The sequence below is a fragment of the Streptomyces sp. NPDC006393 genome (assembly GCF_040628575.1).
Lineage (GTDB): Bacteria > Actinomycetota > Actinomycetes > Streptomycetales > Streptomycetaceae > Streptomyces.
This window is the reverse complement of sequence record NZ_JBEXZD010000074.1, coordinates 1-21557: the sequence shown is the minus strand read 5'-3', so window position 1 is coordinate 21557 and position 21557 is coordinate 1. Positions and strand designations below refer to the sequence as shown.

The window sequence follows — 21557 nt, the reverse complement described above, 5'->3', positions numbered from 1 at the left end:
TTCATTGCATCAATCTTCACCGGATGTGCTGCGGATTTCGCAGGCATCAGCAGCGTGTTCCCGTGGTGTGTCGTCCGTGTCGTCCCGCTCGTCGCCCGCCGGGGGCCCGCCGTCCGGCCGGATCCCGCCGGCGAGCATGCGCTCGGCCGCGCCGCGGTGCAGTGCCGCGGCGGCCGGGTCGCCGAGCCGCTCCAGGGTGTCGGCGAGCCGCAGTTGGAGCGCGGCCTGGAGCCGTGCGTCCCCGGCGCGACGGGCCCACTCGACGGCCTCCTGGCAGGTGCGCAGGCACTCCTCGGGCCGGCCCGCGTACTCCTGGACGCGGGCCAGCTCGCTCAAGGCCCGCGCGTGGGCCGCGACATCGCCGGTCCTGCGGTGCGCGGCGACGGCGGCCCGCCAGTTGCGCAGCGCCTCGCCGTAGCGGCCCGCGTAGGTGTGCGCGGTGGCGATCCGGCCGTACAGCCGGGCGGCGTCCGCGTGTTCGCCGCGCGCCAGCCGCTGGGCGAGCGCCCGGCCGTACCAGTCGGCCGCCCGGTCGTGGTCGCCGAGCTCCTGGTGGGCGCTGCCTACGGATTCCATCGCACGGCCGGTCGCGTACGGGTCGTTCGCCGCGCGTCCGGCGTCCAGAGCGGCCCGGTAGCGGGCCAGCGCCTGGGCCGTCCGGCCGGTGCGGGCGTCCAGGTCGGCGAGGTTCAGCAGGGCGGCGGCCTGCTCCCGGGGCAGGTTCTGCCGCTCGGCCACGTCGAGGACGAGGCGGTGGATGCCGTACAGGTCACCGGCGGCGGCCTGGGTGCCCAGGTGGGCGACCATGGCCCGCACCAGCTGCGACATCAGGCGGCGGGCCAGGGTGTCGAGCTCGCCGTCGGCGACCGCGAGGCGGGCGGCGGCGAGCAGCGCGGACCGACGGGTGAGCAGCCAGTCCTCGGCGGCCCGCGGGGTGGCGAAGCGCAGCGCGGGCGGCAGGCTCTTGAGCCGCTCGCGGGCCTCGGGACTGTCGGTCTCGGTGATCGCGCGGCAGGACTGGAGCAACCTCACGGTCCGCTCCAGCATCCGGGCCCGGGCCAGCTGGAGCTCGGCGGGCCGGTCGTGGCGGTCGGCGAGGGACTTCAGCAGCGGATGCAGACAGCCGGGCACCTCGTAGCGCGGCAGCGGCGCGGGGACGGTCCGCAGCAGCCCGAGGGCGGCGAAGTCGTCGAGCAGCTCGCAGGCCCCGTCGAGCGAGCAGCCGGCGAGCGCGGAGGCGGTGTGCGGGTCGATGTCGCCGGCCGGGGCGAGGGCGAGCAGGCGCAGCATCCGGGCGGCGGAGCCGGGCAGGGCGGCGTGCACGAGCCGCAGGACGCGGCCGAGCGGGTCGCCCTCCTCGGGGTCGGCGTGCAGTTGCTTGGCGAGGTCGGAGACGGCCGCCTTGGGGCGGGCGGCGAGCCAGCCGCCGGCCAGGGCGAGGGCGGCCGGATGGCCCTGGCACACCTCGACGAGATGCTCGGCGGCGCGCGGGTCGACGGTGATGCGCACCGGGTCGATGGTGTGGCCCAGCAGCTCCACCCCGGACTTGGTGTCCAGCCCGCCCAGGGTGCAGGGCCGGACGTCGGCGATGCCCGTGAGCGGGCCCCGGGCGACCGCGACGAGCAGGCAGTCGGCGTTGTCGGGCAGCAGCGCGTCGACCTGGTCGGCGCCGGCCGCGTCGTCGAGCAGGAGCAGGACACGGCGCTCGGCGAGGGCGTCCCGCAGGGTCTTCGCCAGGTCGTCCTCGGCGGCGCCGGGCGGGGTGGGCAGGCCGAGCGCGGTGAGCAGGTCGCGGGCGGCGCGCTCGACCGGCACCGGCGTGCCGCCGGGCTCGGTGAGCCGGGCGCGCAGCACGCCGTCGGGGTAGCGGTGGGCGACCTGCCGGACCAGTTTCTCGGCGAGCGCCGTACGGCCGGAGCCGGCCCGGCCCGCGATGAGGAGCACGCGCGCGCGGGGGGCCTTGCGGCCGGAGATGGTGTCGAGGCCGGCCCGCTCGATGTCGGCGCGCAGCTCCTTCAACTCCCGTGTGCGGCCCAGGAAAAGGCGTGTCATCGCCGCCGGCGACCGGTCGTCTCCCGACAGGTTCATGCCGCCTGCGCCCACCGCCTGGTCCGTCACGGGCCACACTCCGTCCCACCGCAACGCGCAAGCCCGCCGGGACTCCGGTGCGGGCCATCGAAGAGCCTAGTTCACTCTCTGCGACGTTCCGGGAGGAGCACGGCGGGCACGGCGACCACATCGCCCGATCGGATCAGGCGATGGTCACACCGGACGGCGACACGCCGTGTGCCGGGCCCGTCCGGCTCACCCGGGGGCCCGGCGCAGCAGCGGGTCGCACAGCACTCCCGGGGACTGCGACGCCACGCACAGATGGATGGCACCCCCGTCTCCACATGCCCGCGTCGAGATGCAGCCGGCCCCCTCCCTCCTCCACCTCCCAGGTGCCGACGAGCGGGGAGCGGGAGGAGACCGTCGCCAGGCGCACCTGCCGGCTCTTCGCGGCGGCAACCGCCCAGGTGCCGGCCGCCGCCGTCACCGCCAGGACGAGCGCGCCCAGCGCGAGGCGCCGGGGCGCGGGCGTCACGACTCGAAGGGGCGTGCCGGCCAGGGCGCCTCCGCCGGGCGCAGCGCGTCCAGTCCGTCGCCCTGCCGTGCCGCGAGCAGCGCGAGGACACCCACGACCAGGCAGTTGTTGTGCAGCTCGCCCGCGAGCACGCCCCGCACCAGGTCCGTGACCGGCACCCGGCCCAGCTCCATGTCCGTCTCCTCGTGCTCGGCCGCGAAGCGCTCGCCCTCCGCCTCGGACAGGTCGCGGGCGAGGAAGATCCGTACGGCCTCGTCGCAGCCGCCGGGCGTGGTGTACACGTCGGTCAGCACCCGCCAGTCCTCGGCCTTGACGTGCGCCTCCTCGTACAGCTCGCGCCGGGCGGCGTGCAGCGGGTTCTCGCCGGGCACGTCCAGGAGGCCGGCCGGGATCTCCCACAGCCGCTGCCGCACCGGGTGGCGGTACTGGCGGATGACCAGGACCCGGTCCTCGGCGTCCAGGGCGAGAACGGCCACCGAGCCGGGGTGGACCTGGTAGTCACGCGTGGCCACGGAGCCGTCGGGCATGACCACGTCGTCCGTCCGGACCGAGGTCTTGGCCCCGGTGAACGGGGTCCGCGACCCCCGGATCTCCCACTCCTCGGGGATGTCCCTGATCGTCATGCCCTGCCCTTCCCCACGCATACCCACACGTACCTCGCACGTCCTCACGTACACAAAAGCCGGGGTGCCCGCCTTTGAGGGGTGGGCACCCCGGCAACCGTACAACCGGGTGTGCTACTTCGAGTTCTTCCGCTCGACCGCGGCCTTCACCAGGCCCGCGAACAGCGGGTGCGGGCGGGTCGGGCGCGACCGCAGCTCCGGGTGCGCCTGGGTGGCGACCAGGTAGGGGTGGACGTCGCGCGGGTACTCCACGTACTCGACGAGCTTGCCGTCCGGGGAGGTGCCGGAGAAGACGATGCCCGCCTTCTTCTCCAGCTCGGCCCGGTAGGCGTTGTTCACCTCGTACCGGTGGCGGTGGCGCTCCTCGACGTACTCCTTGCCGTCGTGGACCTCGCGCACGATCGAGCCCTCGGCCAGCTTGGCCGGGTACATGCCGAGCCGCATGGTTCCGCCCATGTCGCCCTCACCGGCGACGATGTCGAGCTGCTCGGCCATGGTGGAGATCACCGGGTGGGCGGTGGCCGGGTCGAACTCGGTGGAGTTGGCGTCGGAGATGTCCGCGAGGCTGCGCGCGGCCTCGATCACGATGCACTGGAGGCCCAGGCACAGGCCGAGCAGCGGGATCTTGTTCTCGCGGGCGTAGCGGATGGCGCCGACCTTGCCGAGCACACCGCGGTCGCCGAAGCCGCCCGGGATGCAGATGCCGTCGACGTCATCGAGCTGCGCCTTGGCGCCGGCCGGGGTCTTGCAGTCGTCGGAGGTGACCCACTTGATCTTCACGCGGGCCTTGTTGGCGAAGCCGCCCGCGCGCAGCGCCTCGGTCACCGACAGGTAGGCGTCGGGCAGGTCGATGTACTTGCCGACCAGCGCGAGGGTGATCTCGTGGTCGGGGTTGTGGACGCGGTCGAGCAGGTCGTCCCAGGTCGTCCAGTCCACGTCACGGAAGGGCAGGTCCAGCTTGCGCACCACGTACGCGTCCAGGCCCTCGGAGTGCACGACCTTCGGGATGTCGTAGATCGAGCGGGCGTCGGGGCAGGCCACGACGGCGGCCTCGTCGACGTCGCACATCAGGGAGATCTTGCGCTTGATCGCGGTCGGCACCTCGCGGTCGCAGCGCAGCACGATGGCGTCCGGCTGGATACCGATGTTGCGCAGCGCGGCGACCGAGTGCTGGGTCGGCTTGGTCTTCAGCTCGCCGGAGGGGCCGATGTAGGGCAGGAGCGAGATGTGCACCACGAAGACGTTGTCCCGGCCGACCTCGTGGCGGACCTGGCGGACGGTCTCCAGGAACGGCAGCGACTCGATGTCGCCGACCGTGCCGCCGACCTCGGTGATGACGACGTCCACCTCGTCGGTGGCCATGCGCCGGATGCGGTGCTTGATCTCGTTGGTGATGTGCGGGATGACCTGCACCGTGTCGCCGAGGTACTCGCCGCGCCGCTCCTTGGCGATCACCGTGGAGTACACCTGGCCTGTAGTGACATTGGCGGTGCCGTCCAGGTCACGGTCGAGGAAGCGCTCGTAGTGTCCGATGTCCAGGTCGGTCTCGGCACCGTCGTTGGTGACGAACACCTCACCGTGCTGGAAGGGGTTCATCGTGCCCGGGTCCACGTTCAGGTACGGGTCGAGCTTCTGCATCACGACGCGCAGGCCGCGGGCCTTGAGCAGCATGCCCAGGCTGGAGGCGGTGAGGCCCTTGCCGAGCGAGGAGGCGACACCCCCGGTGACGAAGATGTGCTTGGTCGTCGTGGCTGTGCTGTTCCGGAAAACAGTGGGCGGCATGGCCAAGAGGGGGCTCCCGTGGTCGCGGTCTGTCGTGCGGTACGGCTGTCCGGCCCGGGGAACCCGGGTTGTCCGGCTGGGGTGCCGTCGCTGCGGTTCGGGGGTTTCGAGCCCACCGGTCCACGGGCTACCAGGGTATCAGCGCCGGAGGGCGATGGCTTCCGGCCACGCTCCGCACACATCCCGACACGGGCGTCGACCGCTTACAGTTTCCTCACCCGTGGCTCACCCGTTCGGCGCATGCGGGTTGCCGGGAGCGGCGCGCGGATCATGTACGTGCGTCGTATCCTGCTCGGACACTCGCTGCCGAGCCCGGCCGGCAACACGGCACACCCCAGCCCGTATAGACCGGAACAACAAGAGCTCGTCAGTTCGTTGAGCGAAGGTTGTCGTTCTGCCCCCAGGGCCGACCGGCGGTCGTTCCACCGCTCAGCGACGCTTTACAACCACCCCTTGACCGCACTAGCGACAGCCCCTTTCGTGGGGTGTGACGTGGCCGTTCGACTGGAGTTGCACGTGGCCGGGCGCATCGAAGACTACGCACTCATCGGAGACATGCAGACCGCCGCCCTGGTCTGCCGGGACGGGACGGTCGACTGGCTGTGCCTGCCCCGCTTCGACTCGCATGCCATCTTCGCCGGTCTGCTGGGCACCGAGGAGCACGGCTTCTGGCGGCTCGGCCCCGCCCACCAGGCCGACGCGAAGCCGCCGGCGGCGGCCCGGCGCAGCTACCGCGGCGACTCGCTGATCCTGGAGTCGGAGTGGGACACCCCGCGCGGCACGGTCCGGGTGACCGATTTCATGCCCCCGCGTGACGGCGCCCCGCAGCTGATCCGCATCGTGGAGGGCGTCACGGGCCGGGTCCCGATGCGCTCGGCGCTGCGCATGCGCTTCTCCTACGGCCGGGTGGTGCCCTGGGTGCACCGGCACGAGTCGCGCACGGTGGCGGTGGCCGGCCCTGACTCCGTGTGGTTCGACACGGAGGTGGAGACCTACGGCGAGTCGCTGACCACGTACGCGGACTTCACCGTCGCCCCCGGTGACCGGGTCGCGTTCACGATCTCCTGGCAGCCCTCGCACAAGGAGCCGCCGCCCCTGCCGGAGCCCGAGCAGTCGCTGGAGGCGACGGAGGACTTCTGGCGCGAGTGGGTCGCGCACTGCACGTACCACGGGCCCTACCGCGAGGCCGTGATCCGCTCCCTGATCACGCTGAAGGCGCTGACGTACGCCCCGACCGGCGGCATCGTCGCGGCGCCCACCACGTCCCTTCCGGAGGACATCGGGGGCGTGCGCAACTGGGACTACCGCTACACCTGGCTGCGGGACGCGGCGATCACCCTGTCCTCCCTGCTGCGCACCGGCTACCGCGAGGAGGCGCGCGCCTGGCGCGAGTGGCTGCTGCGGGCGGTCGCCGGGGACCCCGACAACCTTCAGATCATGTACGGCATCGCCGGTGAGCGTGAACTCGGGGAGGCGGAGCTGGACTGGCTCCCCGGCTACGAGAACTCCGCGCCGGTCCGGGTGGGCAACGGCGCGGCGCACCAGCTCCAGCTGGACGTCTACGGCGAGGTCACCGAGGCCTTGCACCTGGGCAACATGACGGGTCTGGCCCGCAACGACTACGCCTCCCTGCTCCAGCTCAAGCTGATCCGCTACCTGGAGAAGCACTGGCAGGAGCCGGACGAGGGCATCTGGGAGGTGCGCGGGCCGCGCCGCCACTTCGTGCACTCCAAGGTCATGGCGTGGGTCGCCGTGGACCGCACGATCAAGCTGCTGGAGTCCGGCGACGTCGACGGCCCGCTGGAGCGGTGGAAGGACCTGCGCGACGAGATCCACCGGGACGTGTGCGAGAAGGGCTACGACAAGGAGCGCAACACCTTCACGCAGTCCTACGGCTCGCGCGAGCTGGACGCGTCCCTGCTGCTGATCCCGCAGATGGGCTTCCTGCCGCCGGACGACAAGCGGGTGATCGGCACCATCGAGGCGATCCAGCGCGAGCTGTCCACGCCGGACGGCTTCATCCTGCGCTACCCGACCGACGGCGAGCACCGCGGCGTCGACGGCCTCCCCGGCGACGAGGGCGCCTTCCTCGCCTGCTCCTTCTGGATGGCGGACGACCTGGCGATGATCGGCCGCGTCGACGAGGCGCGCAAGCTCTTCGAGAAGCTGCTCTCGCTCCGCAACGACCTGGGCCTCCTGGCCGAGGAATGGGACCCGCGCCTGCAACGCCAGGTCGGCAACTTCCCCCAGGCCTTCAGCCACGTCCCCCTGATCGACACGGCCCTGAGGCTGACGGCGAGCGGCGCGTACGGAGGCTAGGTACGCAGGTCGCGTACGGAGGCTGGGTACGCAGGTGGCCGCGGGCGTGCCTGCCCGCAGCGGCGGAGGGTACCGTCCGATTTCATGGACCGCAGTCTCGACACCGAGGGCGCCGGCATCACCGTGCAGCGCGCCCTCGACCTCCCCGGCCTGCGCAGCGGCCTCCCGGAGGTCCTCGCCGGCGCCGACCGCCTCACCCGCACCGTCCGCTGGGTGCACGCCGGCGAGGTCCCCAACATCGCCTCCCTCCTCAAGGGCGGCGAGCTGCTGCTGACCACCGGCTACGGTCTGGGCACCCGCCCCGCCGACCAGCGCGCGTTCGTCCGCACCCTCGCCGAGCGCGGCATCGCGGCACTGGTCGTCGAGCTGGGCCCGCGCTTCACACGCCTGCCCGCCGCCCTCGTCGAGACGGCCCGCACCGCCGGTCTCCCGCTCGTCCAGCTGCACCGCGAGGTGCCGTTCGTCACGGTCACCGAGGAGATCCACACCGAGATCGTCAACGGCCACTACGCGCTGCTCCAGCGCGCCGAGGAGGTGCACCGCCGCTGTACCGAGGCGCTGCTCGGCGGCGGCGGAGTGCCGCAGGTCCTCGGCATCCTGGCCGACTTCGGCGACAACCCGGTGTTCCTGGAGACCCCAGAGGGCCGGCTGCTGTACGCGGCCGGCTCCGGACCCGAGGGCGCCGATCCGCTCCAGGTCTGGGAGGGGCTGCGCGGCCAGCACAAGGACGTCCCGCCCCCGGCCGGCTCGGTCCTGGTGGACGTGCCCGGTGGCGGGCCCGGCACCGGATCGGTCCGCGCGCGGCTCGTGCTGCTGCCGGTCCGTTCACCGCTCGCGCCGGTGCACCGCATGGCCGCGGAGCGGGCGGCGGGCATCCTGGCCGTCGTGCTGATGCAGGCCCGCCAGGAGGAGGAGCTGGCGGCCCGCGGACGCGGCGACTTCCTCACCGATCTCGCCGAGGGCCGTGTCACCGCCGAGGACGCGCCCGCGCAGGCCCGTGTCCTCGGGTTCAAGCCGGGCACCAGCCCGCTGCTGCCCGTGGTCATGCGGCTGGGTGACGCCCTCGCCCCGGGTGGGGGCTGGGCGGTGCTGGCGCGCGCGGTCGCCGAGGAGCTGGCGGCGGTGGGCGTGCCGGTGCTGCTGGGCGTGCGGCCGGTCGAGGGCCGGGTGCTGCTGCTGGTCGGGCTGCGGTCGGAGGCGGAGCGGGCGGCGGTCGCCGGGCGGGTCGCCGGGGCGCTGCGGGCCGGGGTGGAGCGGGCCGGGATGCGGCGGCCGGGCGGGCAGCCGCCGGTGGTGGTCGTCGGGGTGGCGGGGGGCTGGGCGGCGGCCTCGGCGGGCCTCAGGCACGCGGCGGAGACGGCGGCGGCGGCGCTGGGGCTGCCGGAGCGGGACTGGTACGACGCCCGCCGCCTCGACATCGATCTGCTGCTGTGGCGGCTGCGCGACCACCCGGACCTGGCGGCCTTCGTGGACCGGGCGATCGGCCCGCTCCTGGACCACGACCGGCGCTCCAAGCCGCCGCTGCTGCCCACCCTTCAGACGTATCTGGCGCACGCGGGCCGCAAGGCGGAGACGGCCCGCGAGCTGCATCTGAACCGGCAGACCCTCTACAACCGCCTCGCCCGCATCGGGGAGTTGCTGGGCACCGATCTAGACGACCCGCAGACGGTCCTGGCGCTGAGCCTCGCCCTGCGCGCCCGCCGGCACGTCCCCTGACGACTCCGCACCTCCCCCGACTGCCCGGTCTCCTCCCGGCGTTCAGTAGCGCCGGCCGAGGGGCCTGGGCCGGGGCTGGGTCAACTCGTCGTAGATGCTCAGTACTTGGGCGACGGTCTCGTCCTCGGTGGGCCAGGTGGCCGCCTGGCGGGCGCCCAGGTCCCGTAGCGCCTGGCGGCGTTCGGGGTCGCCGAGCAGCCGCAGCACGGCGGCGGCGAACGCGTCCGGGTCCCGGTGGGGCACGAGCTCGGCCGCCTCGCCCACGAGTTCGCCGATGCCCCCGGTCCGCGCGGCGACGAGCGGTACCCCCGCGTGCAGGGCTTCCTGCGCGAGCACGGAGCGGGCCTCCCGGCTGCCGGGCAGCAGCGCCACGTCGGCGGCGGCGAGCAGTTCGCCCACGTCGTCGCGGCGGCCGACGAGCCGTACCGGCAGCTGCTCGTCCTCGATCCGTCGTTGCAGCAGGGGGCGCAGCGGCCCCTCCCCCGCGATCACGACCAGCGGCACGGGGTCCGCCAGGCGCCAGGCGCGGGCGGCGTCCAGCAGCAGCTCGTGGCCGCGGTGCGGGTCGAGGGCGGCGACGGAAAGGAGCAACGGCCGTCCGGTGGCGCCGAGTTCGGCGCGCACCTTGGAGCAGGGGCGCTCGGGGTGCTCGTAGCCGGTGCGCGGCCGGGGCAGGGCGATCGCGGCGAGCCGGGCGTCCCGCGCGCCGCGGTGGCGGGCCCGGTCCACCAGCTCGGAGGTGGTGCCCAGGACCAGGGTGGCCGACTTGACCACCCGTCGCTCCAGCACGCGCAGCAGCTGCCCGCGCGGGCCCTCGGCGTGGGTGTGGTTGTGCCAGGTGACGACGAGCGGGGTGCGGCGGCCGCTGAGGGCGAGGGCCGCCCGGAAGGAGGCGTGCAGTCCGTGCGCGTGCACCAGGTCGGCGCCCGCGCAGGCCGTGCGCAGCGCGGCCACGGACACCGGGTCGCTGCTGCGCGGCACGGGGATGTGCTCGGCGCCGACCGCGGTGAATCCGAAGGCGCGGTCGGTCTCGGCGGGGGCGCACACCGCGACCCGTACGCCCCGCGCGACCAGCCCGGCGGCCAGCGACCGCACGTGCGCGCTGCTGCCGGCGTTGCCGCCGCCCAGCACCTGGACGGTGCGCAGCGTCGACTGACCGTGCGGTACGCGGCTGTTCACGGGGCTCACGCGGCCGGGGCTCCTGGTTCGGCTTCGGGCGGTCACGGGGAATCGCGGGGGAACGTACAGAAGGTATCGAGCCGGGGGCCGAACCGCGCGCGCCCGCTCCGCGTGCTGCCCCCGGCTCAAGGATGCCAGTACGTACGGGTGTTCCGGACACACCGGGGCCCGGCGAGCGGGACGGCGCGTCCCGATCCGACAACCCGGCGTCACTCACACGAGTGAATCTGACAGGCCCATGCCGACGCCGGTCCCCTTTCGGGAGACGCGCCGACCCGGGCCGCCGGGCGCGCCCGTCGGCGTCGGTACTCCCGAGCGACAGGCCTGAGGCGACCGATCCGCATCGAGAAGGAACCCTCTTCAGCGACGCGAGTCACCTCAAACGGCGCACTCCGCCCCGACCGCACCGGCCCGGACGACCGAACCGCCTCGGACGGGGACGACGACGCGCCTCGGACGGGAACTACGACGCGCCTCTGGCGGCGCATCGGTTCGCCTCGGACGCGCCGGACGCCTCACCAGGCGGCGGCCGCCCACCGGCTCACCCGGTCGCCGTAGACGGCCGCGGCCACGACCGCGGCGGCGTGGGCGACCAGTCCGGTGCGTCCGTTGCACAGGACGGCGGCGGTGCCGAGGGTCGCGCCCAGGGCGTGCGCCCCGGTGTCGCCGAGCATGGAGCGCTCCCCCAGGTCGTCGGGCAGCACCGCGGCGGCGGTCCCCGTCGCGGCGGCGGCCAGTTCGGCGCCCGGTCCGCGCCGCAGCACTCCGGGTGCGGCGAGCGCGAGCACCGCGCCGGCGGCGCGGCCGGGGCGTACGTCCACGAGGTTGACGGCGTGCGCGGCCCCGGCGATCACCACACCCGCGAGCGCCTTGTCGACCGGCCGCTCCTTCAGCAGCGCGCCGGCGAGCAGCCCGGCCGCTCCGATCCCGAACAGCTTGACCGCCCCGCTGGTGATCTCGCCGTGCCGCAGGGCCGTGAGATGCGCGCGGAACCCGCGCCGCGGGTCACCGGCCCCGGCGATGTCGTCGTAGGCGCCGCAGGCCCCGGCGGCCAGCACCGCGAGCCCGGCGGCGGGCCGCACCCGGGCGGCGGCGACCGCGGCCGCCAGGGCCGTGGCGGGCCCGGCGTACAGGTCGACCGTGCGGCCCGCGTGGTTGGTCCGCTCCCAGCGCCGGGCGCCGCCGGGCGCGGTGGCGCGGAGGACGGCGGTCGTGGCGCGGCCGAGACCGGCGGCCAGGGCGAAGGAGGCGGCGAGACGGGAGATCATCCCGCCACCCTACGCACCGCCGCTCACACGCCGTGCCTACGCGTCCGCACGGGCGGCCTACCGATCCGCACGGGCGGCCTACTGATCCGCACGGGCGGTGGCGAGCAGTTCCTCGGCGTGCGCGCGGGCCGTCTCGGAGTCCTCCTGGCCGGCCAGCATCCGGGAGAGTTCGCGGATGCGGTCCTCGCCCTCCAGGACCTTCACGCCGGAGCGGGTCACCGACCCGTCGTTCGTCTTCTCCACCAGCAGCTGCCGGTCGGCGAAGGCGGCGACCTGGGGCAGGTGGGTGACGACCACGACCTGCGCCGTCCTGGCCAGCTTCGCCAGCCGCCTGCCGATCTCCACGGCCGCCTTGCCGCCGACACCGGCGTCCACCTCGTCGAAGAGGTACGTCGGCACCGGATCCGTCCCGGCGAAGACGACCTCGACGGCCAGCATCACGCGCGACAGCTCACCGCCGGAGGCGCCCTTGGCGATCGGCCGGGGCGGCGCGCCCGGGTGCGGGGCCAGCAGCAGCTCCACCTCGTCGACCCCGGACGGCCCGTAGGCGACCGTGCGGCCGTCCACCTCCACGCCGTCCGGGTCCTCGGTCTGCCGGATGTCGAACGACACGCGCGCGTGCGGCATGGCGAGCGAGGCCAGCTCGGCGGTCACGGCGGCGGCGAACCGCTCGGCGGCCTCCGTCCGGGCGTCGGTCAACGCCTGCGCGAGACCGCCCAGTTCGGTGCGCAGCGCGTCCCGCTCGGCGGTCAGCTCCCCGATCCGCTCGTCGTCGGAGTCCAGCTCGGTCAGCCGGGCGGCGCTCCGCTCGGCCCAGGCGAGCACGGCGGCGACGTCCTCGCCGTACTTGCGGGTCAGCGCGGTCAGCGCGGCCCGCCGCTCCTCGACGGCCGCCAGCCGCAGCGGGTCGGCGTCCAGGTCGTCGGCGTACCCGGCCAGCTCCCCGGCCACGTCGCCCAGCAGGATGCCGATCTCGCCGATCCGGTCGGCGAGCGCGGCCAGCGCCGGATCGTGCGCGCGCACGGCCTCCAGGGCCCGCTGTGCGCCCGCGACGAGGGTGGCCGCGTCGATGCCCTCGGGGTCCTCCGGATTGCCCGCGAGAGCGGCGTGCGCGGCCGTCGCGGCCGAGGACAGGGCCTCGGCGTGCCCGAGCCGCTCGGCCTCCTCGGCCAGCTCCACGTCCTCCCCGGCCCGCGGTTCCACGGCGGCGATCTCGTCCAGGCCGTAGCGGAGCATGTCGGCTTCCTGGGCCCGCTCCCGCGCGCGCGTGGTGATCTCGTCCAGCTCGGCGGAGACCGCCCGCAGCCGCCGGTAGGCCTCGGTGTACTTGGCCAGCGGCACGGCGACGGCGTCGCCCGCGTACCGGTCGAGGGCCTGCCGCTGCCGGGACAGCTTCAGCAGGCCCTGCTGGTCGGTCTGCCCGTGCACGGCCACCAGGTCGTCGGCGAGCTCGGCGAGCAGTCCCACGGGCACGTTCCGGCCGCCCAGGTGCGCCCGCGAGCGCCCCTCGGCGGAAACGGTACGGCTGATCAGCAGCGCCCCGTCGTCGAGCTCGGCACCGGCCTCCTCGGCGCGTACGACGGCGGCGGCGTCCCCGGGCACGGTGACCCGCCCCTCGACGACCGCCTTGTCCGCCCCGAGCCGCACGAGCGCCGCGTCGGCCCGCCCGCCCAGCAGCAGCCCCAGGCTGGTGACCACCATGGTCTTGCCCGCGCCCGTCTCACCGGTGACGGCGGTGAACCCGGGCGACAGCTCGACGACCGCGTCATCGATGACTCCGAGCGACCGTATCCGCATCTCTTCCAGCACGGACAAGACCATACGAGGTCCGGGGCGGCGAGTGCGACCGCCCCGCCCTTGTCACTCCGGCGAGTGGTGCGGCGCCCCGCGCCACCCGGTGGTGGGCAACGCGAACTTCGCCACCAGCCGGTCGGTGAAGGACGCGTGGTGCAGCCGGGCCAGCCGCACCGGCACGGCCCCACGCCGCACCTCCACCCGCGCCCCGGGCGGCAGCTCGATGGTCCGCCGCCCGTCGCACCACAGGACACCGGGCTGGATGTGCGGCAGCACCTCCACGGCGAGCACCGAGTCCGGCGAGGTGACCAGCGGCTTCGCGAACAGCGCGTGCGCGCTGATCGGCACCATCAGCAGGGCCTCCACCTCGGGCCACACCACCGGCCCCCCGGCGGAGAACGCGTACGCCGTGGAACCCGTGGGCGTCGACAGCACGACCCCGTCGCAGCCGAACCCCGTCACCGGCCGCCCGTCGATCTCCAGGACGACTTCCAGCAGCTTCTCGGCGCCGGCCTTCTGCACGGCCGCCTCGTTCAGCGCCCAGTCCGTGTGCACGATGTCCCCGTTGCGGTGCACGACGACATCGACGGTCATCCGCTCCTCGACCTCGTAGGACCGCGCCACGACCCGGTCGACCACCCGGTCGAGGTCGTCCCGTTCGGCCTCCGCGAGGAACCCGACGCGGCCGAGGTTGACACCGAGCATCGGCACGCCGGACGCCCGCGCGAACTCGGCGCCGCGCAGCAGCGTGCCGTCGCCGCCGAGCACGATCAGCAGCTCGCAGCCGTCCAGGCACTGCGGGGTCGCCTCCTTGACCAGCCGCACCTCCTCGGGCAGCGGCAGGTCGCGCGCCTCGTCCTCCAGGACCCGTACCCCGATGTCGTGCCGCAGCAGGCCCTTCACCACGAGTTCCGCGCTGCGGATCGCGGCCGGCCGCCCGGTGTGGGCGAGCAGGAAAACAGTTCGCGCTCGGTTCTGTGTCAACGCGGCCCCTCCGCCACTGCTCGGTCGACGTCGGCCGGGTCCAGGGCGGGCGACCCGGCGCGCAGCCAGAGAAAGTACTCGACGTTCCCGGACGGCCCGGGCAGCGGACTGGCGGTGACACCCTTCACGCCCAGCCCCAGCTCCCACGCCTTGTCCGCCACACCCCGCACGGCCTCCGCCCGCAGCTGCGGACTCCGTACGACACCCCCGCTGCCCAGCCGCTCCTTCCCCACCTCGAACTGCGGCTTGACCATCATCACCAGGTCGGCGTCCGGCGTCACGCACCGCGCCAGCGCGGGCAGCACCAGGCCGAGCGGGATGAAGGACAGATCCCCCACGACAAGATCCACAGGTTCCCCATCGATCGCCTCGAGCGTCAACTCGCGTACGTTCGTACGGTCCTTGACGGTGACGCGTTCATCACTCTGGAGCGACCAGGCGAGTTGCCCGTAGCCGACGTCGACGGCGACGACGTGTGCGGCGCCCGCCCGCAGCAGGACATCGGTGAAGCCGCCGGTGGAGGCACCGGCGTCCAGCGCGCGCCGCCCCTCGACGACGAGCCCCCGGGGGACGAACGCCTCGAGCGCGCCGGCGAGCTTGTGGCCGCCCCGGGAGACGTAGTCGGGGTCGCTGTCGTCGGAGGCGACCACGATGGCGGCGGCGGTCTCCACCTGCGTGGCGGGCTTGGTCGCGACGGTCTTGCCGACGGTGACCCGCCCGGCGGCGATCAGCTGGCTGGCGTGCTCGCGCGAGCGCGCGAGCTTCCGGCGGACCAGCTCCGCGTCCAGACGGCGGCGTGCGACTCCTGCCACGTTCGGTTCAGCTCCTGTGTCGGTACGGCTGTGGGTGCGCCGGTGAAGGCGTGGGGGGCGCCGGAGGTCCCGGGCGGGCGTCGAGCGCGGTGAGCGCCTCGCGCAGCGCCCCGTGTACATCCTCGTACACCTCCATGTGCCCGTCGGTGGCGAGGTGGTCGACGTCACCGAGCCGCTCCAGGGCCGCGTCCACGCCCGCGTTGCCGGTGGGGGTGCGGGGGACGTCCAGGGGGGTGGGGTCGTCGGGGGCCAGGGGGTCGTCGGCGGGTTCCGCAGGGGCGTGCGCGGACGCCGAGGCGGAGTCCTCCGCTGGAGCGCCCGCGGGGTCGTGCGCGGGGGCCCCGGTGTCCTGGTCCTCGGCCGCCGCTTCCGCCGGGGCCTCCGTCTCGGGCACAGAGTCGCTCATGCCCAGACGCTACCTCGCGGCGCTGGGGTACCGTCGGTCGCGATGGCCACGATCGAGGAGTGCCGCCGAGCACTCGAGAAGCTCTCCGACAACATGGCGAGCGCGGAAGGGGACGTCCGTGAGGCGGCGGCCCTGGACCGCTCGGTGAGCTGCCACATCAAGGACCTCGACGTCACCTTCGTGGGCCGTATGAGGGGCGGCCGGATCGAGGTGCGGGACACCGTCCAGGGGCCGCCGCCCGAGAAGGCCCAGATCCGGCTCGCGATGGCCGGCGACGACCTGGTCGCGCTGGTGGGCGGGGAGCTGCACTTCGCCACGGCCTGGGGGTCGGGCCGGGTGAAGCTGGAGGCGAGTCTGCTGGACCTGTTCCGGCTCAGGAAGCTTCTGTAGCGCCGGCGCCGCGTCCGGCCCCCACCCGTGCCGCCGCCGTGCGGGCCCGTGCCGTGCGCGCGGCCGGCACCACCAGCGGGGTCCCCGTCTCGGGGTCCTCGATGACCTGGCAGCGCAGCCCGAAGACCTCCCGCACCAGTTCGGCCGTGACGACGTCGTTCGGCGCGCCCTGGGCGACGACCCTTCCGGCGCGCAGGGCGATGAGGTGGGTGGCGTAGCGGGCGGCGTGGTTGAGGTCGTGCAGCACGGCGACGAGGGTGCGCCCCTGCTCCTCGTGCAGCTCGGCGCACAGGTCCAGGACGTCGATCTGGTGCTGGATGTCCAGATACGTCGTCGGCTCGTCGAGCAGCAGCAGCGGTGTCTGCTGGGCGAGCGCCATGGCGATCCACACGCGCTGCCGCTGACCGCCCGACAGCTCGTCGACATACCGTTCGGCGAGCTCGGCGACGCCCGTCCGCTCCATGGAGTCCCGTACGACCCGCTCGTCCTCGGCCGACCACTGCCGCAGGATGCCCTGATGCGGATAGCGGCCGCGGCCCACCAGGTCGCCGACGGTGATCCCGTCGGGCGCGATCGACGACTGCGGCAGCAGGCCGAGCGTCCGGGCGACCTTCTTGGCGGGCATCGCCTGGATGACCTGCCCGTCGAGCAGCACACGCCCCTGGGTGGGCTTGAGCATCCGGGACAGCGCCCGCAGCAGCGTGGACTTGCCGCACGCGTTCGGGCCGACGATCACCGTGAAGGAGTTGTCGGGTATCTCCACCGACAGCTGCTCGGCGATGACCCGCTGGTCGTAGGCGAGGGTGACGTTGTCGGCGGACAGACGGTTCACGGTGCTCCTCCTGCTGTTCTCGTGCCGCTCGCTGACGGAGTCGTGGCCGGGCTCATGGCGGGGCCCGTGGCCGGGCTCAGGACCGGGCTCTGGACCGGGCTCGTGGCGGGTGCTCATATCCGGCCCTTCCTGCGCTCGGCGACCAGCAGCCAGAGCAGGTACACGCCGCCGAGCACACCGGTGACCACGCCGACGGGCAGCTGGTCGGCGCCGAAGGCGCGCTGCGAAGCCCAGTCGGCGGTGACGAGCAGGGCGGCGCCCATGCACAGGGACGGCACCAGATTCGGGCCGGGTGAGCGGGTGAGGCGCCGGGCGAGCTGCGGGGCGGTCAGGGCGACGAAGGCGACCGGACCGGCCGCGGCGGTGGCGGCCGCGGTGAGCAGGACGGCCGAGGCCATCAGCAGCAGCCGTACGCGCTCCACGCGCACCCCGAGGGCGTACGCCGTGTCGTCGCCCATCTCCAGCATCCGCAGCCCGCGCGCGTTGCCGAGGACGAGCGGGAGGAGCACGGCGCACAGGATCAGCAGCGGCCGGACCTGGCTCCAGTCACGGCCGTTGAGCGAGCCCGCCATCCAGACGACCGCGCGGGCCGCGTCGACGAAGTCGGCCTTGGTGATCAGGTAGCCGTTGACCGCGGTGGCGACCGCGTTGACGCCGATGCCGACGAGGACCAGCCGGTATCCGTGCACACCCCGCCTCCAGGCGAGGAGGTAGACGGCGATCCCGGTCACCAGGCCGCCGGTGAGCGCGCCGAGGGTGACCGCGGTGGCGCCGCCGGAGAACAGGACGATCACCGTGAGCGCGCCGGCCGTCGCACCCTGGGACAGGCCGAGGACGTCGGGGCTGCCCAGCGGGTTGCGCGAGACGGACTGGAACAGTGCCCCGCCCAGTCCGAGGCAGGCGCCGACCAGCAGCCCGACCAGGACGCGCGGCAGCCGCAGTTCACGGACGATGAACTCCTGGCCCGCGTCGCCCTGGCCGAACAGCGTCTTCAGCACGTCCGAGGCCGGGATCGGGAAGTCGCCGGTGCCGATCAGCACGACGCTCGCGGCGAGCGCGGCCAGCACCAGCAGGACGACGACGGTCAGCGCCCGGGCGTCCAGACGGAAGGACAGCCCGCCCGGGGTGCGGACGGCCCGTGCGGTACGCGCCGCCGTGGCGGTGCGAGAAACGCGGGCGGCAGCGGCGGCGGGGGTGCGGGTGGTGGTGCGGGTCGTCTTCACAGCTGGGCCGTCCTCCGCCGCCGTACGAGCAGGATGAACACCGGGCCGCCGATGATCGCGGTGACGACCCCGACCTGGACCTCGGCGGGCCGGGCGACGAGCCGTCCGACGACGTCGGCGCCGAGCAGCAGCACCGGCGAGAGGATCGTGGCGTAGGGCAGGATCCAGCGCAGGTCGGGCCCGGTGAAGGAGCGGACGACGTGCGGGATCATCAGCCCGACGAAGACGATCGGCCCGCAGGCCGCGGTCGCGGCCCCGCACAGCACGGTCGCGGCGAGCATGGCGAGCGCCCGGGTGCGGTTGAGGTTCACCCCGAGGGCGCGGGCGGTGTCGTCACCCATCGCGACCGCGTTGAGCGGCCGGGCGAGCAGCAGCGCGAGGACCGTGCCGGCCAGGCAGAACGGCAGCACCTGGACGATGGTCGCGTCGGTGGCGGAGGCCAGGGATCCCACGGTCCAGAAGCGCATCTTCCCGAGCGCCGCGTCGTCCATGATCATGACGGCCTGGAGATAGCCGTAGAGCGCGGCGCCGATCGCGGTTCCGGCGAGCGCGAGCCGTACGGGCGTGGCGCCCCGGCCACCGCCGAGGAACCACACCAGCGCGCCCACCGCGGCGGCGCCGAGGAAGGCGAACCAGACGTAGCCGCTCAGGCTGGTGACACCGAACCAGGTGATCGCGGTGACGACGGCGGCCGACGCGCCCGCGTTGATGCCGAGGATCCCCGGGTCGGCCAGCGGATTGCGGGTCAGCGCCTGCAACACGGCCCCGGACAGCCCGAGCGCGGCCCCGGCGAGCAGACCGAGGAGGGTCCGGGACAACCGCTCGCCGACCACGACGTCGCCGTAGGTCCCCGAGTCCTGGAACAGGCCGTGCCAGACCTGGTCCAGAGAAAGCTCCTTCGCCCCGACGGCGATGCTCGCCAGGGCGACGAGGACCAGGATCACGGCGGAGAGAAGGAGCCCAAGGGCTCGCATCCCACGACGGGTCGGTGGCGCCGCGGCCACGGCCGCGCGCTCTTCCGGAGGACTGTCGACCAACACGGGGTTAGGTTAGCCTACCCTCGCTACCGCCTCGACAGGGCGTCAGCGTACGCGCCGGAGAGCCTGCCGCTTCACAGCCCCAGCCGCGCCAGTGCCTTCCCCCCGTCCAGCTCGCACCCGCTCTCGCCGCCCGCCGTCCACGCCGCCGCGCACAGCGCGCGCAGCCCGTCCAGCGACTCCCCGTCGCCGGTCAGCTCCAGACGCTCCGCACCGGCCGTCGCCGTCCACCCACCGCACCGGAAACCATCACCCTCCCGGGTGATCTTCGGCTGCCCGGTGAGCAGCCCGCGCAGATCCGCGTCCACGTACGTCGGCCGGTGCTGCGGCGGCGCGGCGAGCAGCCGTGCCCCGTCGGTGACCCCGGTCAGCACCAGCAGCGAGTCGACCCCGCCGTTGAAGGCGCCCTCGATGTCCGTGTCCAGCCGGTCCCCGACGACCAGGGGCCGCCGCGCGCCCGTGCGCAGGATCGTCTCGCGGTGCATCGGCGGCAGCGGCTTGCCCGCCACCTGCGGCTCCGCGCCCGTCGCGATCCGCACGACCTCCACCGCCGCGCCGTTGCCGGGCGCGATGCCCCGCGCGCTCGGGATCGTGAGATCGGTGTTGGAGGCGAACCACGGCACCCCGCGCGCGATGGCGTAGCAGGCCTCCGCGAAACGCCCCCACGGCAGCTGAGGCCCGCCGAAGCCCTGCACCACCGCCACCGGTTCGTCGTCGGCGGACTCCACCGGCTCGAGACCGCGCTCGCGCAGCGCCACCCGCAGCCCCTCGCCACCGATGACCAGCACCCGCGCGCCCCGCGGCACCTGGTCGGCGATCAGCCGGGCCACGGCCTGCGCCGATGTGACGACATCGGATGCCTGAGCCGGTATGCCCAGCTCGGTGAGGTGCGCGGCCACCGCGTCCGGGGGACGCAGCGCGTTGTTGGTGACGTACGCCAGGTGCATGCCGCCCGCGCGGGCGGCGGCCAGCGAATCGACCGCGTGCGCGATCGCGCTGCCCCCCGCGTACACCACCCCGTCCAGATCGAGCAGGGCCGTGTCGTACGCCTCGCTCAGGGCCTGCCCACTGCCCTCGGGCCTCGTCCTGACGCCCTGGCTCATTCCGCATCGCTCCTCGTGGTACCGGCTTTCCCCCGATCATCCCCCATGCCACTGACACACGTACGATGCCGGGATGAACACAGCAGGTCACTCACCGGCACCAACGCGCCGGGGCCTCGAACTCACCCCGTTCCGAGGCCTTCGCTACGACCCCGAACGGGTCGGCAGCCTCGCCGCCGTGACGTCCCCGCCGTACGACGTCGTCGTACGCCCCGACGGCCTGCACCACCTCCAGTCCGCCGACCCCCACAACATCGTCCGCCTGATCCTCCCCCAGGCCGGCACGCCCTCGGCCCGCAACGAGCAGGCGGCCGACACCCTGCGCCGCTGGCTGTCCGAGGGCGTCCTGACCGCCGACCCCGAACCGGGCCTGTACGTCTACGAGCAGCGCGACGGCGACGGGATGCTGCAACGCGGACTGATCGGCGCGCTGCGCGTGTCGGACCCGGAGGACGGCGTGGTGCTGCCGCACGAGGACGTGATGCCGCACGTCGTCGCCGACCGCGCGGCCCTGATGCGGGCCACCCGCACCAACCTCGAACCCCTGCTGCTCACCTACCGCGGCAACGGCTCCACCGCGGCCACCGCCGTCGTCGTCGAACGCACCGCCGCCCGGCCTCCCCTGCTGGCGACGACCACCGAGGACGGCTTCCACCACCGCCTGTGGGCCGTCACCGACCCCGCCGACCTGGCCGCCATCGGCGACGACCTGGCCCGGTACCAGGCGCTGATCGCCGACGGCCACCATCGCTGGGCCACCTACCGGCGGCTGCGCGCCGAGCACCTCTCCCCCAGCGCCTGGGACTACGGCCTGGTCCTCCTGGTCGACACCGCCCGCTACCCGCTCAGGGTCCGCGCCATCCACCGCCTGCTGCACGGCGTGCCGGTCGCCGACGCGGTGTCCGCGCTGGACGGCCTGTTCCGCGTACGGCGGCTGGAGCTGCCCCTGGCCGAGGCCCTGGCGGTCCTCGCTGACGCGGCCTGCGCGGGCAACGCCTTCCTGCTCGCGGGCGACGGCGCCTTCCACCTCGTGGACCACCCGGACCCCGCGCTGCTGGCCCGCACGGTTCCGTCCGACCGCCCGGCGGCCTGGCGCACGCTGGACGCGACCGTCCTGCACGCCGCGCTCCTCGACCACGTCTGGCACATCCCCGAGGACGATCCGACCCGTATCGCGTACATCCACGACACGGCCGCCACCGTGGCGAAGGCCGAACGCGACGGCGGTACGGCCGTCCTGCTGCATCCGGTCCGCGAGGAGGTCGTCCGCGACCTGGCCCGCCAGGGCGTCACGATGCCCCGCAAGTCGACCTCGTTCGGCCCGAAGCCGGCGACGGGGCTGGTGCTGCGGGCTCTGGACCTGTGACACAGGGACAGGAGAGGGGTGGCCCCGACCGGCTTCCCGGTCGGGTCGACGCGATGACCCCGATCGGCCGCGGTCAGCGTCAGCTGATCATCGGCGACCGCCAGACCGGCAAGACCGCCCTGGCCGTCGACACGATCAT

17 protein-coding genes are annotated in these 21557 nt (G+C 74.0%); 4 read left to right on the top strand and 13 right to left on the bottom strand.

Features of this window, described 5'->3' with window-relative positions; translation table 11 throughout:
- Nucleotides 1–9: 9 nt before the first annotated feature.
- From ABZ484_RS26155 to ABZ484_RS26145, 3 genes are all read right to left on the bottom strand, one after another.
- Entirely contained in the window at nt 10–2118 is a 2109-nt protein-coding gene (locus ABZ484_RS26155) for a tetratricopeptide repeat protein (RefSeq protein ID WP_358868361.1), read from the bottom strand.
- A 462-nt stretch (nt 2119–2580) separates the two neighbouring features.
- A complete protein-coding gene (locus tag ABZ484_RS26150) occupies nt 2581–3207 on the bottom strand; it encodes an NUDIX hydrolase (protein WP_358868360.1) in 627 nt (208 codons plus the stop codon).
- A gap of 114 nt (nt 3208–3321) precedes the next feature.
- A complete protein-coding gene (locus tag ABZ484_RS26145; RefSeq protein WP_358868359.1) occupies nt 3322–4989 on the bottom strand; it encodes a CTP synthase in 1668 nt (555 codons plus the stop codon).
- Nucleotides 4990–5505: 516 nt separating this feature from the next.
- On the opposite strand from ABZ484_RS26145, the gene ABZ484_RS26140 reads away from it, so the two are divergent.
- Both ABZ484_RS26140 and ABZ484_RS26135 read left to right on the top strand, forming a co-directional pair.
- Nucleotides 5506–7308 carry a glycoside hydrolase family 15 protein gene (locus ABZ484_RS26140; RefSeq protein ID WP_306190871.1) on the top strand — a complete coding sequence of 601 codons (1803 nt, stop codon included), beginning with the start codon at nt 5506–5508 and terminating at the stop codon, nt 7306–7308.
- Nucleotides 7309–7392: 84 nt separating this feature from the next.
- On the top strand, nt 7393–9024 hold the full coding sequence (locus ABZ484_RS26135; protein WP_358868358.1) for a PucR family transcriptional regulator: 1632 nt from the start codon (nt 7393–7395) through the stop codon (nt 9022–9024).
- 42 nt (nt 9025–9066) lie between these two features.
- Here ABZ484_RS26135 and ABZ484_RS26130 read toward each other — a convergent pair whose 3' ends face one another.
- From ABZ484_RS26130 to ABZ484_RS26105, 6 genes are all read right to left on the bottom strand, one after another.
- Nucleotides 9067–10212 (bottom strand): glycosyltransferase family 4 protein, encoded by a 1146-nt coding sequence (locus tag ABZ484_RS26130; RefSeq protein ID WP_358868357.1) that lies wholly within the window; start codon nt 10210–10212, stop codon nt 9067–9069.
- A 506-nt stretch (nt 10213–10718) separates the two neighbouring features.
- Nucleotides 10719–11471, bottom strand: a complete 753-nt coding sequence (locus tag ABZ484_RS26125) for a hypothetical protein (RefSeq protein WP_358868356.1) — start codon at nt 11469–11471, stop codon at nt 10719–10721.
- A gap of 78 nt (nt 11472–11549) precedes the next feature.
- A complete protein-coding gene (recN, locus tag ABZ484_RS26120) occupies nt 11550–13292 on the bottom strand; it encodes a DNA repair protein RecN (RefSeq protein WP_358868355.1) in 1743 nt (580 codons plus the stop codon).
- A gap of 39 nt (nt 13293–13331) precedes the next feature.
- Nucleotides 13332–14249 (bottom strand): NAD kinase, encoded by a 918-nt coding sequence (locus ABZ484_RS26115; protein WP_358868354.1) that lies wholly within the window; start codon nt 14247–14249, stop codon nt 13332–13334.
- Entirely contained in the window at nt 14246–15061 is an 816-nt protein-coding gene (locus tag ABZ484_RS26110) for a TlyA family RNA methyltransferase (protein WP_358868353.1), read from the bottom strand. Before ABZ484_RS26110 ends, ABZ484_RS26115 begins: the two co-directional genes overlap by 4 nt.
- Nucleotides 15062–15068: 7 nt before the next feature.
- Nucleotides 15069–15467: a hypothetical protein gene (locus ABZ484_RS26105; protein ID WP_358868352.1), complete on the bottom strand. Its 399-nt coding sequence runs from the start codon at nt 15465–15467 to the stop codon at nt 15069–15071.
- A gap of 42 nt (nt 15468–15509) precedes the next feature.
- Between ABZ484_RS26105 and ABZ484_RS26100 the strand changes: the two genes are divergently transcribed.
- A complete protein-coding gene (locus ABZ484_RS26100) occupies nt 15510–15857 on the top strand; it encodes a sterol-binding protein (RefSeq protein WP_358868351.1) in 348 nt (115 codons plus the stop codon).
- Here ABZ484_RS26100 and ABZ484_RS26095 read toward each other — a convergent pair.
- From ABZ484_RS26095 to ABZ484_RS26080, 4 genes are all read right to left on the bottom strand, one after another.
- Nucleotides 15841–16842: an ABC transporter ATP-binding protein gene (locus ABZ484_RS26095; protein ID WP_358868381.1), complete on the bottom strand. Its 1002-nt coding sequence runs from the start codon at nt 16840–16842 to the stop codon at nt 15841–15843. The two genes, ABZ484_RS26100 and ABZ484_RS26095, sit on opposite strands and share 17 nt — an antisense overlap.
- Nucleotides 16803–17804 carry an iron chelate uptake ABC transporter family permease subunit gene (locus ABZ484_RS26090; RefSeq protein WP_358868380.1) on the bottom strand — a complete coding sequence of 334 codons (1002 nt, stop codon included), beginning with the start codon at nt 17802–17804 and terminating at the stop codon, nt 16803–16805. Before ABZ484_RS26090 ends, ABZ484_RS26095 begins: the two co-directional genes overlap by 40 nt.
- Nucleotides 17805–17908: 104 nt before the next feature.
- On the bottom strand, nt 17909–18952 hold the full coding sequence (locus ABZ484_RS26085; protein WP_358868350.1) for an iron chelate uptake ABC transporter family permease subunit: 1044 nt from the start codon (nt 18950–18952) through the stop codon (nt 17909–17911).
- A 71-nt stretch (nt 18953–19023) separates the two neighbouring features.
- Complete coding sequence (locus ABZ484_RS26080; RefSeq protein ID WP_358868349.1) at nt 19024–20052, bottom strand: HAD-IIA family hydrolase; 1029 nt, start codon at nt 20050–20052, stop codon at nt 19024–19026.
- 73 nt (nt 20053–20125) lie between these two features.
- Between ABZ484_RS26080 and ABZ484_RS26075 the strand changes: the two genes are divergently transcribed.
- Nucleotides 20126–21418, top strand: a complete 1293-nt coding sequence (locus tag ABZ484_RS26075) for a DUF1015 domain-containing protein (protein WP_358868348.1) — start codon at nt 20126–20128, stop codon at nt 21416–21418.
- Nucleotides 21419–21557: the final 139 nt, after the last annotated feature.